The organism is Acinetobacter sp. 226, assembly GCF_048147925.1.
In the GTDB taxonomy this organism is placed as follows: domain Bacteria; phylum Pseudomonadota; class Gammaproteobacteria; order Pseudomonadales; family Moraxellaceae; genus Acinetobacter; species Acinetobacter pecorum.
Window position 1 is genome coordinate 1 of record NZ_JAYWYX010000029.1, and the last position, 12,565, is coordinate 12,565.

General features: G+C 39.9%; 11 protein-coding genes and 1 pseudogene. 7 read left to right on the forward strand and 5 right to left on the reverse strand.

The annotated features are described in order from the left end of the window. Positions 1 to 542 precede the first annotated feature (542 nt). From VXP95_RS13065 to VXP95_RS13080, 4 genes and pseudogenes are all read left to right on the forward strand, one after another. Entirely contained in the window at positions 543 to 827 is a 285-nt protein-coding gene (locus tag VXP95_RS13065) for a hypothetical protein (RefSeq protein WP_416712182.1), read from the forward strand. 432 nt (positions 828 to 1,259) lie between these two features. Then, the gene (locus VXP95_RS13070; protein WP_416705489.1) at positions 1,260 to 1,397 is read left to right on the forward strand and encodes an I78 family peptidase inhibitor; all 138 of its coding nucleotides are present in this window, start codon (positions 1,260 to 1,262) and stop codon (positions 1,395 to 1,397) included. A gap of 335 nt (positions 1,398 to 1,732) precedes the next feature. Then, positions 1,733 to 1,921 (forward strand): annotated as a pseudogene (locus tag VXP95_RS13075) (I78 family peptidase inhibitor); the annotation flags it as partial. A 460-nt stretch (positions 1,922 to 2,381) separates the two neighbouring features. Then, a complete protein-coding gene (locus VXP95_RS13080; protein WP_064096121.1) occupies positions 2,382 to 3,548 on the forward strand; it encodes an MFS transporter in 1,167 nt (388 codons plus the stop codon). A 16-nt stretch (positions 3,549 to 3,564) separates the two neighbouring features. Here VXP95_RS13080 and VXP95_RS13085 read toward each other — a convergent pair whose 3' ends face one another. Together VXP95_RS13085 and VXP95_RS13090 are read right to left on the reverse strand one after the other, a co-directional pair. After that, entirely contained in the window at positions 3,565 to 5,055 is a 1,491-nt protein-coding gene (locus tag VXP95_RS13085) for an amidase (RefSeq protein WP_416712183.1), read from the reverse strand. 49 nt (positions 5,056 to 5,104) lie between these two features. After that, on the reverse strand, positions 5,105 to 6,535 hold the full coding sequence (locus tag VXP95_RS13090) for a diguanylate cyclase (RefSeq protein ID WP_416712184.1): 1,431 nt from the start codon (positions 6,533 to 6,535) through the stop codon (positions 5,105 to 5,107). Positions 6,536 to 6,851: 316 nt separating this feature from the next. On the opposite strand from VXP95_RS13090, the gene VXP95_RS13095 reads away from it, so the two are divergent. Further along, the gene (locus tag VXP95_RS13095) at positions 6,852 to 7,295 is read left to right on the forward strand and encodes a hypothetical protein (protein ID WP_180086462.1); all 444 of its coding nucleotides are present in this window, start codon (positions 6,852 to 6,854) and stop codon (positions 7,293 to 7,295) included. A gap of 56 nt (positions 7,296 to 7,351) precedes the next feature. Here VXP95_RS13095 and accC read toward each other — a convergent pair whose 3' ends face one another. Genes accC through aroQ form a run of 3 tightly spaced genes read right to left on the reverse strand, consistent with a single transcriptional unit; the run spans position 7,352 to position 9,623 of the window. Beyond that, positions 7,352 to 8,716, reverse strand: a complete 1,365-nt coding sequence (gene accC / locus VXP95_RS13100; protein WP_144725126.1) for an acetyl-CoA carboxylase biotin carboxylase subunit — start codon at positions 8,714 to 8,716, stop codon at positions 7,352 to 7,354. Positions 8,717 to 8,734: 18 nt separating this feature from the next. Further along, the gene (gene accB / locus VXP95_RS13105; protein WP_100355001.1) at positions 8,735 to 9,151 is read right to left on the reverse strand and encodes an acetyl-CoA carboxylase biotin carboxyl carrier protein; all 417 of its coding nucleotides are present in this window, start codon (positions 9,149 to 9,151) and stop codon (positions 8,735 to 8,737) included. Positions 9,152 to 9,167: 16 nt separating this feature from the next. Continuing rightward, positions 9,168 to 9,623: a type II 3-dehydroquinate dehydratase gene (gene aroQ / locus VXP95_RS13110; protein WP_064096126.1), complete on the reverse strand. Its 456-nt coding sequence runs from the start codon at positions 9,621 to 9,623 to the stop codon at positions 9,168 to 9,170. 971 nt (positions 9,624 to 10,594) lie between these two features. Between aroQ and ybaK the strand changes: the two genes are divergently transcribed. Further along, the gene (gene ybaK, locus VXP95_RS13115; RefSeq protein ID WP_416712185.1) at positions 10,595 to 11,062 is read left to right on the forward strand and encodes a Cys-tRNA(Pro) deacylase; all 468 of its coding nucleotides are present in this window, start codon (positions 10,595 to 10,597) and stop codon (positions 11,060 to 11,062) included. A gap of 193 nt (positions 11,063 to 11,255) precedes the next feature. Further along, the gene (locus tag VXP95_RS13120) at positions 11,256 to 12,509 is read left to right on the forward strand and encodes a YncE family protein (protein ID WP_416680064.1); all 1,254 of its coding nucleotides are present in this window, start codon (positions 11,256 to 11,258) and stop codon (positions 12,507 to 12,509) included. Positions 12,510 to 12,565: the final 56 nt, after the last annotated feature.

Below are 12,565 nucleotides of genomic sequence, written 5' to 3' on the forward strand. Positions count from 1 at the left end.
TTTTAGGAGTATGTTTATTCATTTTGAAATTATAGGACTGAATAAACCTTATAGGCTAGGTTTGTGCAACAAAGCCTATTTTTAGTAGAAATGAAAAAACTAATTAAAATGAATAAAGAACCAAATATCAGTCTAAATCTATATTAGAAAATGTAATTTTTAAAGATTTACATAGGATCTTAACGCTTAAATTTTAATTCTTTTCACTATTTCTTTTTTTTCAAAAATAAATAGGTTAATATTTGAAAAATAGGGAGTTTTATGTTTTTTTGGAGAAGCAGGCTAATAATTATTCGATTATAAAATTATGTCATTAAAATAAAATACTTTAATAATAATTTGTATGGAAAATAAAAATAAAATTATGGCGCAAATCCACCTAATTAATTTATAAGAATTAAGTGGGATTTTTTAATACGAACAAAATGTGAATTTAAGTTTCGTAAAGTAAAGGTTTAAGTACGTTTTCTAACTATTTTAAAATCTAAAAATGTTTTATCTTTTAATGCTTATTAATTCGACCAGAAGATATAGGCATTCACATGACACAGGAAACACTGGTTTTAGTATATGATGAAGCTCTGAAGGTGCATGGTTCAGCTACGCATGACATAAACGGTAAGTTGAAGTTTCTTGCAGAATACTTATCATTGTATGCAAAATTAAGGAATGAAGCAGCTCTTATTGAAATTAAGACTTTGACCGTACGATGCAAATACAGATCTAGGTCTAGAACCTATTGGGTATTCGATATGCCTGAAATATCTAATAAAAAGCTATATATTGAATATCTTTTTGATTTAATTGGCGAATTTAAAAGGCTGTAATAATCATTATAAATTACTAGCAATTGAATATTTAACATCTTTAAAAGACAGAATTTTATAAAACTCATAGATGGGTCATATAGCATTAGGGTCTCTCTATTTTAAACCTCCTTTATTAGGAGGTATTTTTTGCCTGTTAAAAAATCAAGGTTTTAATTTCTGTTTTTAAATCTCTATTTCATAATGTGTATTAAGATTGTTGATAAAGCTAGGCTCATATAAACCGTCTGTCTTAGGTATGATCCTACTTTTATTTATTAAAGATATAAGTTTATGAAATTTATTTATCATTTATTCTTGCAGCAGTGGCCTTGAATGCTTGTGCCGGAACTCCAGATAAAGAAGTCGTTTACAAGCCTGAAATGATGAAAAAATAAGTACCTGACAGTGCAGCTAAATTAGCACGTAAGACATTAGCAATGTGAAGCTGATATCAAATCAAAAACAAATGCTGAGGTTGTTAGACTGGTTGCACTGGGTCAACCTATCACTAAGGATTATCATCTAGGACGAATCAATGTAATTGTTGATCCACAAACTCAAAAAATTGTTAAGGCATTTTGTGATTAAAAACTAAAAAGCAATAGTCTACAGAATCTTCTTCGGGAGGTTATTTCCATTATAACTGTTAAAAAAATACGAAATTCGCCAAATCATCAAGCTGAAAGCAAAATACTTTTTTTATTAAGCTTTCTGTTTAAATAGAATGTATAGAGATTGTTGTTAAGCCTGTAGTCGAGGCTACCATATTCTGTATGATTACCTTTTTTATCCTGAAAAGACAAAATTTTATGAAAATTATCCAGAATTTATCTTTAATGTTAGTTGCTGTCGCATTGACAGCATGTGCAAATAATCCTGAACAGATGCCTCCTCACCAAGGAAATACTATGAGCAGCTGTATATCTGATGAAGCAGCAAAACTTGTTGGGCAAACTGGTTTATCTGAAGCGACAATTAAGGCAAAGACTAAAGCTGAAATTGTACGTATGGTGGCGCCTGGCCAGCCGGTAACTTTAGATTACCGTTCAAATAGAATTACAGTAGTTACTGATCCACAAACTAAAATTATCGTTCAAGCATCTTGTGGCTAATAACTCAAGACTGATTAACAAAAAGCCATCTTCGGATGGTTTTTTTATGGTGGCAATTTATGGACGCTCATTAATCTAAAACCCTAACCCATAAGCCTCTATCCAAGAAGAAATCTCGCCATCAATCACAACCATTGCTAACCTAACTTATTCAGATGTGAAAAAGCGGCAATTTGAATTCATGCCAAATAAGATCAAGTGCATATTCAAAATAAATTTCCATATTTAAATATCGTAGATCACTGATTAAAATGACGAGATCTATGAATCCCAAATTATTTTTAAAAAGAATTATATAAAATTCCAAGAGTGATAAAATTATAAGAATTAGCAATTTAGAAAGGAATCTACAAAAATAAAATTTGTAGATTGTAGAAATGCAAAATAAGGTCAATTCAGTGCAGTTAAGAACCACTTTTAGTAAGTTGCAAGTTTTGAAAATACAAGGATATAGATATCTATGCCAGCTCTAGCAATTCAGCATAGACTCAGTGGATTCTACTTTTTTTACTATGCAATTGTCGGGGCGTTCCTGCCTTTTTGGAGTCTGTATCTTGAAGATCAGGGCTTCAATTATCAGGAAATCGGGATTTTATCCTCTATTGCTATTATTACCCGGTTCTTTGCGCCGTTGATTTGGGGCTGGATTGCAGACAAGTCGGGTAAGCGAATGCTGCTGGTGCGTATAGCCACCTGGATGGAAGCTTGTATCTGGCTCATGATTTTCATTATTCCGAATAGCTTTCAATCTGTAGCCTTGCTAATGCTGATTTTCAGTTTCTTTCAGAATGCTATTCTTGCTCAGTTTGAAGGCGTAACCTTGTTCTGGCTCGGAGAAAAAAGAGCAGAGCTCTATGGCAAAGTACGAAAATGGGGATCTGTCGGTTTTATAATCGGTGTATTCGGCTTAGGTACCGTCTTTGAAATTATCAGCATCAGTATGTTGCCAGTCTTGTTGCTCTGTATTTCATTTCTGGCCTTTCTCTGGTCATTTACTATTAAAGAACCAAGGACGGCACCCACTGCACAGAAACAGCTCGAACCTTTATGGCCGATATTCAAACGTCCTGTCGTGTATAGTTTTTTTCTGATCGAATTAATTCTGTTATTTTCGCATGCACCGTTCTATAGTTTTTACAGCAATTATCTAAGTCAGGCTGGATTTAGTACCAGCCAGATTGGTTTGCTGTGGTCAGTCGGAGTTATTGCAGAAATTATCATGTTTGCCTATGCGACGTTCTTTTTGACACGCTGGTCATGGCGTCATCTGGTCACGCTATGCTTGTTAATGACTGGATTAAGATGGTTCATCGTTGGGGTATTTCCTGCTTCATTTACGGCACAGTTTTTTGCTCAAACGATTCACGCTTTCAGTTTTGGTTTATTTCATATGATCGCGATGCGGGTAATTTTCCAGAACTTCTCTGCAGGGCAGCAAGGACGTGGACAGGCACTTTATAGCACTATGTGGGGGATCGGGGTAGCAAGCGGTAGTATTCTGGCTGGTCATTATTGGGATCAAATAGGCGGAACATCTATCTTTATCGCTGCTGCGGCATCGACCTTGTCAGGTTTATTGCTGGTTTTCGGGTTGCCTAACAAAGTCGAACTGCAAAAACAGGCTTGAACATATTATCTTGACATTAAATACGGATTTTTGAGTATTGCTCAAACCACGGCTGTGCCTGCTCCAGTTGGGCCGCCAGTTGGAGCAGTAGATCTTCACGTGCAAACGGCGCAATAAACTGTGAACCGAGCGGCAGGTTCTGGTCATTCCAGTACAGCGGTACCGACATTGCCGGAAGGCCGGTAATATTGGCGAGCTGGGTAAAGGGCACCCATTTCAGATTTTCTTTAACAATTTTATCGACCAGTTTGCCTTGTGCCAGCAAATGGGCTTTACCCACATTCAATAAAGCTTTTAAAATTGGTTTTTGCCAAGCAGGTGTTTTGACCTCACCATTTTTCGGAGCCACTGTCGCCGTTGCAGGCGTCAAATACAGATCATAATCATCAAAGAAATGATTCATCTGGGTTACATACTGACCCCAGTTATTTAGGTTCTGAATATAATCCAGCGCGCTGGTCTTGGCTCCGAAGGCGGCCAGTGCCAAAGAGTCCAATTCAAAATCATTCGATCTAGACGGATAGCCTTTCTGGATTTCATCCAGCATGAAAGAAAACTGGCTAAACCATGTGGTAATAAAATCCTTGGCCAACTGCATCCCATCAATCGCTGGACGGTCTTCAATCACTTCATGACCCAGAGACTCTAGTAGTTTTGCTGTATGTTTAATAGCTTGAATTGCATCCTGAGAGACAGGTGTGCCAATCGTAGAATAAGTGCTAAACGCGATTTTCAGCTTCTTGGGTGGCTGCTGAATCACATCCAGATAATGATGTTGAGGACGTTGAATTTTAAACAGTGAACTATGATCTTCACCATGAGTAGCATCCAGCATTGCAGCACTGTCACGCACCGTTTTGGTTAATACATGCTGAATCGCAGCGCCATGCATGGCTTCACTCATTTGTGGTCCCCAAGGTGTACGGCCTCGACTCGGTTTCAGGCCGAAAAGGCCACAATAGGAGGCAGGGATACGAATCGAGCCACCACCATCGCCAGCACCCGCAATTGGCACAATTCCGGCTGCCACAGCAGAAGCCGAACCACCTGAAGAGCCGCCACTATTATGCTGTAAATTCCACGGATTTTTACAGATGCCCCAAGCATCTGGTTCAGTAATACCTTTAATGCCAAATTCAGGCGTATTGGTGCGTCCAAAGGTCACAATTCCGGCTTTTTCCCAGCGATTGACAATCTCGGCATTGGTCTCGGCGATATAACTGATCCGTTTTAAACCCTGACAGCCATAAGAAGTCGGATAGCCTGCATATTCCTGAAACAGGTCTTTGACCAGAAATGGTACACCGGCAAAAGGGCCAGACAGATTTTGCTGGCTACGTTTTAACGCATGTTCATGCATCGGGATGATAATTGCATTCAGCTCGGGATTGGCAATTGAGCTACGTTCCAGGGCAGCAGATAAAAGTTCACTTGAATGTACCTGTTTATTGCGGACCAGTTCAGCGAGCCCTAAACCGTCATATTGTAGATATTCTTCTAATTTCATTGCCCTTCCCTAGCGTTGATACTGTTTTAAGGTTGTAGAGGTTTTATGCTTAAGATGCAAGTACCACCTGATTGCGCCCACGATGTTTGGCCTGATATAGGGCTTGGTCTGCAATATTAATCAGGTTTTGCAGATCTTGGGAGTTGGGTTCATTTTGGTGGGTGATGCCTATGCTCACTGTAATATACAAAGATGAGCCATCTGATTGATGCATCGGGGTTTTCTCCACAAGGTCTCGAATCCGTTCTGCAATGATGCGGGCTTCTGAAGGCTCAGTATTCCAGAGTAAGAGTACAAATTCTTCTCCGCCAATGCGTGCAAATAGATCTTGGGCACGTAAGTTGTTACGTACAATTTGTGCAAAGTGTTGCAGGACTTTATCACCGACATGATGGCCAAAATGATCGTTCAGGCGTTTGAAATAATCAATATCCAGCATGATCACTGAAAATTCCATCGTCTTGGCATATTGCAGTAAATATTCACCTTTCTTAAAGAAGAAATGACGATTCATGGTTCGCGTCAGACTATCGTGATTAGCCAGATATAGAACCCGTTTAAACAGTTCATTGCGGTTTTGGCTGATAATACACAGGATGAGCGGAGATAAGGCCAGCATAAACAGCCCGATCCGCAGTGAAATATAAATCGTGGAATCGGCCAGTGTGGTGTGATTGGTTGCATAAAACTGTGTCAGGCTGTAATAGGTCAAAATGATGACAAAAGCATTGATCATCGTCATGGTAAACAGACGATATGTCAATGCAGCCCAGATCAGTGCAGCCAATGGGTAGAGCATTGCGCCCGGGCCTGCAAAAATATTGGTAATGATGACACAGACCACGACTGAAGATGCCGGTAAAAAATAACTGAAATAATTACGTTTTTGACGACGGTTTTTAAATAGATACCGCAGGTCTTTTATTCTTGGGAATGCCAAGATTAAAGGGAGAAACACAATATAATTCACCATTTCACCGGTCCACCACAGACCAAAATCAATCCATAAATTTTCTTTAGTCATGAATGAATTTGGTAGATTCGGCAAGGTGAGAACTGCAAAGGCTGCACTGGCCAGACAGCCTGCAAAAGCGAAGATGCCAAATAAATGAACAAAGGTATAACCGGTATTATAGTATTTGTAATTAATCTTGAAATATCGAATAAAAAATATCGAAACAATGGTACTAATCAAATTGGAAAGGGTAAGAAACAGGCTATGCAGTAAACCATTCCCGGTGACCAGATCTGCAAACATAAAAGCACTGAACGCGCCTAACCAGCCTCCCAGATTATTTAAATGTGGAAAGCGTAAAAATAGGGCCAGCAAAGCCGCGTTCGCCGGCCATAATAAGGCCAGATACTCTAGCGGTCTGGTTGCGATCCCAATAAGACAACATACTAAAACAGCAAAAACAATAACGAAATAAGCATGAGTTTCATGATTTAATTGTTTTTCTATTATTCGAGCTAATTGCAAATTTAAAATCCTATATTCAAATTTTTAAGTGTGAATGATCACTTTGTTTAGCAACTAAGTTTGACCCAAAATATGATTTTATTGTTTGATTAATCTGTTATTAATACGAACTATTAAGATTCTTATATACGAAATATATACAAAAAAAATCAGAAAAGAAATCTATGTTTTTAAACAATGTGATAAATAGTTTCTGACTCTGTATTGAAATTGCGTTAGAGTGGGACATGATCCCAATAAATATGATAATTTAGAATTAATTGTTAAAAAGATGCCAGTAAATATGAAAAAAACATGTCTTAGCCTTATCTTAATCATGAGCTCACCTTGGCTAATGGCGACAGAAAACAAAAAACCAGAGAATACTCCAGTTAAAACTGCTGAAATTCCAAATACCTTTACTGTTAAAACCCGTCCGGAAATTGTCGGCTTGTGGGGGATGGAAATTCCGAATAATAAAAAGTGTATCGAATATTATAATTTTAAGGGAAATAATAATGTGGTGATCAAAAGTGGCGACGAATGGACATCAGGGTTATATGATTATCAACCCGCACAAGACCCTTCGCAGCAGATTCCCGCACTAATTCTGCAAGTGAAATATGATAATAATGAAAAAGACTGCTCGGGTAACCAAGTTGACCAATCTGGTGAAATTTCACAGTATTTTGTGAAATGGCAAAACCCTTATACGATTAATTTCTGCGCCAATGACAAGGCCGAGCAATGTTTTGCCGTCCTCAGACGCGTATTGCCTTAAATGGTCAACAATAAAAAAAACCGCTGAATGACAGCGGTTTTTTTATAAGCTTGGTTTTAGGCGTTGTCTTCAGCATTTTCAAGCTGCTTTAACAAATGTTTTTCCAGATAATGAATATCCATTGCCTGTTTGCAGAAGTTCTTGTCCTGAAGGATTAAATCTTTATGCAAAGGAATATTGGTTTTCACACCAGTCAGAATCATTTCGTCCAGAGCATTTCTCATGCGCGAAATAGACGTTTCACGATCCTTACCATGTGCAATCAGTTTCGCAATCATCGAATCATAATAGGGTGGAATGCTATAACCTGGATAAACATGTGAATCCAGGCGAATGCCCGCACCCCCTGGTGCATAAAAGTTTTCGATCTTGCCTGGTGAAGGTAAGAAGGTAGAGGGATCTTCTGCGTTAATACGGCATTCAATCGCATGCCCCAAAACCTTGACATCTTCTTGCTGGATATCGAGACCTAAACCACCCGCAATACGCAATTGCTGTTCAATAATATCAATACCCGTAACCATTTCTGTCACCGGATGTTCAACCTGAACACGCGTATTCATTTCAATAAAGAAGAATTCATCATCTTCAAACAAGAATTCGAAGGTACCCGCACCACGATATTGCATCAGCTTACATGCATTCACACAAGCTTCCAGAATGTCAGCACGTGCTTGCTCTGGCAAGTTCGGTGCTGGAGCTTCTTCCAGTACTTTTTGGTGGCGGCGCTGCAGCGAGCAGTCACGATCATACAGATGAATCGCATGGCCATTACCATCGGCGAGTACTTGTACTTCGACATGACGTGGCTTTTGCAGGAAACGTTCCATATAGACCGTATCATCTCCAAACCACATTTCTGCATCACGCTGTGCAGCCTGAACTGATTCCAGCAGGGTATCGACATTTTCGACGATACGCATACCACGACCACCACCGCCAGAAGCGGCTTTGACGATCAGCGGGAAACCGATTTCTTTCGCTTCAGCCAAGGCATTATTAGGCGTCACTGCATGAGCTGAACCGGGTACAGTCGGGACACCCGCTTTACGCATGGCCATAATCGCAGAAACTTTGTTCCCCATTAAACGAATATGTTCAGGACGTGGACCAATAAAGATAAAACCAGAATTTTCTACGATTTCGGCAAATTCTGCATTTTCAGCGAGGAAGCCATAGCCAGGATGGATAGCGTCTGCACCGGTAATTTCGGCAGCAGTAATAATCGCTGGAATATTCAGGTAGCTGTCACTGCTCGCACCTGGGCCAATGCATACTGCTTCATCACAGAAACGCAAATGCATTAGGTCCTTGTCTGCGTCAGAATAGACACCTACAGTTTTGATCCCTAAAGTTCTGCAAGCTCGGGTGATGCGTAACGCAATCTCACCACGGTTTGCAATTAAAACTTTTTGCAACATTATAAATCCCCGGGGTGATTAAGCGCGGTAGCGGAAAAGTGGTTGACCGAATTGAATCACTTCACCATTTTTCACCAGAATTTCTTCAATCACACCGCTTTGAGTGGCTTCAATCGGGTTCATGATTTTCATTGCTTCGATAATACCGAGCGTATCGCCTGCAGAAACGGTCTGGCCAACTTTAACAAATGTCGGTTCACCTGGGCTTGGTGCTGCATAGAACACGCCGACCATTGGTGAAGTTTCAACAGCACCGCGAGGAGATTTTGCCACTGGCGCTTCGGCTGCTGGTGCAGGCATCGCAGGAACAGCTGCTGCAACCACTGGATTACGACGAGTTAATGCAATCGATTGATCGCCTTCTTTAACTTCGATCGCCTGTAAGTCAGATTCAATCATCAAATCGATGAGTTTCTTGATTTTACGGATATCCATGAGACAGTATTCCTAATTAAGATTGTGTAGAAGATTGTATTTTTTCAATGACATAATCGAGGGCAGCAGCATAGCCTTTTGCACCCAGACCACAGATCACACCGATGGCTTTATCGGACAAGTACGAATGATGTCGAAATGCCTCACGTGCGTGCACATTCGACAGATGGACTTCAATGAAAGGAATGGCGACGCCAAGGAGGGCATCGCGAACCGCAACAGAGGTATGGGTCAATGCTGCCGGATTAATAATGATGTATTGAACGCCGTCTTGCTGGGCTTGATGAATCCGGTCAACAATGGCACCTTCCCAGTTGCTCTGGAAAGTTTCAAGTTGTAATGTGGCCTGTTGAGCTTGGACAGTCAGTTGCTGGTTAATATCATCAAGACTAAGGTGACCATAAACTTCCGGTTCGCGCTTCCCAAGCAAGTTTAAATTCGGTCCATGAATAACCAAAATGGTCGAACTCATCCAGCATGCTCCAATTAAAAGTATCGGGTTTTGTTTGCAAGATGTCTGCAAACTCTGCTTATTATTGCATGATTTTCTACATTACTATTTATAATTTCTTTGAATTGACGTAGAAAGCATATAGCAAACAGTGGCGCTATAATGAAAACTTTGCAGAGATTTGGCAATGTTAAAAAATTACAATTCGCGAGGTATTCATATTATTTTCATTGTAAACCCAATTGGCAAAAACAGTTAATATCCTTTGTGTAACTGTATCTTCATGTTAACGCTAAATTCTTCCTCTTAGTGATATTTTTAATTTTAACCAGCTTTTTCCTGACAAATTTGAATGCGGTATATAAGTTGAATCCGGTAAAAAAAACTTCAGATTAATGTTGAAAATTTTTCTGCTCATTTCTTTTAAATAAAAGTGATAATTTCCTCAGTGTCATGTAATGAAATTTAAAAAACCTAAAATAAGACAATATCTTAATGGATTTTACTTGATGTAAAATCTGCATTTTTTCTAAGATTCTAAAATTAGTCATATCTCTGTAAATTCAGTTGTGCATCATAAATATGATTTCAAGAGGTACTTTATTGCCGAGATATAAAGCCTGTATTCCGGCAAGTTTGACAGAAGATCCTTGGAATATGTACTTCCTATTTATAAGCTAGATGAAGTGACGAATGTGTTCATCTTCATATTTTCTTGCAATCAAAAAATGACCTCTCTAACGCTTAGATAGTGGCAAAAACGCATACATTTGCTGTAATTTTGCTCATCTTCATCTTTGTAATAAAAACTTAAAAAGTGCTGATAGCCACAATGATTGACTAAAAAATGAAGGCTATAAAACAAAATAGGTTTGAAGAGGCCAGAATTGGGATTTAAAGCAAAATTTGCTCTTTAGTTAGTTCATCTGATTTAACTTCTCGAACCAATATTTATATAATCATAGGATTCCTCATCACCCATAAGACTTTCCATGACCCCTGCATGTAAATTGTTAAAAGCAAATAAAATTGAATACAGCATTCACGAATATGAACATGATGCCAATGCCAAAAGTTTTGGACTGGAGGCTGCTGAAAAATTGGGGCTTTCTGTAAAAGAAGTTTTTAAAACCTTACTGGTGACGGATGATAAACAGTATTTCGTTGCGGTATTACCGGTACATCATCAACTTAACCTGAAAAAAGTAGCCCAGGCCGTGGGATGTAAAAAACTCCAGATGGCAGATCCTAAACAGGCAGAACGCTTGACTGGTTATCTGGTTGGGGGAATTAGCCCTATTGGACAAAAGAAACGGTTAAAAACAGTAATTGATGCAAGTGCCGAGCAGTTGAACAAAATTTATGTGAGTGGGGGTAAAAGAGGACTGGATATAGGACTAAAACCGGCCGATCTTGCCAAAGTGCTCAATGCCCAGTTTGTCGATGTGCTGGATACATAAAATCACAGCAAGATGTTCTTTTAAATTCAGAGGATATAGAACGATAAACTTAAATGAGCTGCATGTTTTTTGGTCGGAAATAACAGTAAATTATCTTATACATTTGTATATTGGAGGCGTGAAAACGCAGCCTGACTGTGTCTATAACAAGGAATTAAAACAAAAATACAAATTATTATGCGGAGCATAAGGGATGAAAATTCAAAATAAAAAATGGCCAAAGTTCTGTCTGACCTTGTCTGCGATGGCGATGCTATCTGCGTTGCCAAGTGTGCAGGCCGCTTCTACGCCTTCAGCTGCACCTGCCAATTCTCAGCAGGTTTTCTTTGTCGGAAATAACTGGGATGGTACGGTCACTGTGATTCGTCCTTCAGGTGATTTTGGCAAAATTGGCGTCATTAACATGATTCCTGACCGGAAAGAGCGCCTTAAGGAAATTCACCTGAATCCAATCAAGCTGATTGCCTATACTTACATTCAGGCCACAGCGGGTGAAGGCAATGACCAGCTGGTAGATGATATGTACTCTACGCCAGACGGGCAATCGGTGGTCGCATCACGCCCAAGTTTCGCCGATGTCGTATCAATCAATATCAAAACTGGCAAGATTAACTGGCGCACACCTGTTGAAGGCTTTCGTGCCGACCATATGGCGGTATCACCAGATGGACAACGGGTCGCCGTATCTGCATCTTCAGGAAATGTAGTGCATGTACTGGATATCAATACCGGTAAGGAAGTAGGTCGTTTCAGCACGGGCGATAAACCGCATGAAAATATTTATTTTGATGGCGGCAACAAGATTCTGAACTCTGCTATCGGCAACGTGGAAACCTCGATGGATGCCCAATGGCAAGATTTTACCAAAGGAAAGCGTTTTATCACCATCGCAGATGCCAATACCCATCAGGTGTTGAGAAAAATTGACTTCAGACCCGCACTGGATGCATTTGGCCGAAAAGATTTGTCCAACTCAGTACGACCAATGGTATTTAGTAAGGATGAAACCAAACTGTATGCCCAGGTTTCATTCTTTAATGGTTTGATTGAATACGATCTGAACCAGAACAAGATTAGCCGGATTGGACAGTTGCCAGGGAGCGACAGTATTCCGAAAGATCGGACAAAATGGGTGAATGATTCGCGCCATCATGGCCTATCGATCAGTGCTGATGGTGAAAAGCTTTGTGTTGCGGGAACTATGGACAATTATGCCACTATTGTTGATCGCAAGACGCTGACTGCCGGGAAACTGATTTCTGCGGGTAAACCGTATTGGGCAACGCGTAGCCCGGACGGTCGTAGCTGTGTGATTTCCGAAAGTGAAACTGATGTGGTTACCGTGATTGATTTTGCTACTGGCAATAAAGTGCTTAGTGTACCAGTAGGAAATCACCCACAACGTGTCCGGATTGGTTATGCGCCTGCAGACTGGTCAACACCGTAGTTGATGAGTAGAAAAGACAGCTTTTGAACAGGGGCTGTCTTTTTAAGCTGAGGACA

Coding starts and splice junctions, on each gene's coding strand:
- VXP95_RS13065 (WP_416712182.1), top strand. CDS start 543: ATGACACAGGAAACACTGGTTTTAGTATATGATGAAGCTCTGAAGGTG.
- VXP95_RS13080 (WP_064096121.1), top strand. CDS start 2,382: ATGCCAGCTCTAGCAATTCAGCATAGACTCAGTGGATTCTACTTTTTT.
- VXP95_RS13085 (WP_416712183.1), bottom strand. CDS start 5,055: ATGAAATTAGAAGAATATCTACAATATGACGGTTTAGGGCTCGCTGAA.
- VXP95_RS13095 (WP_180086462.1), top strand. CDS start 6,852: ATGAGCTCACCTTGGCTAATGGCGACAGAAAACAAAAAACCAGAGAAT.
- accC (WP_144725126.1), bottom strand. CDS start 8,716: ATGTTGCAAAAAGTTTTAATTGCAAACCGTGGTGAGATTGCGTTACGC.
- accB (WP_100355001.1), bottom strand. CDS start 9,151: ATGGATATCCGTAAAATCAAGAAACTCATCGATTTGATGATTGAATCT.
- aroQ (WP_064096126.1), bottom strand. CDS start 9,623: ATGAGTTCGACCATTTTGGTTATTCATGGACCGAATTTAAACTTGCTT.
- ybaK (WP_416712185.1), top strand. CDS start 10,595: ATGACCCCTGCATGTAAATTGTTAAAAGCAAATAAAATTGAATACAGC.
- VXP95_RS13120 (WP_416680064.1), top strand. CDS start 11,256: ATGAAAATTCAAAATAAAAAATGGCCAAAGTTCTGTCTGACCTTGTCT.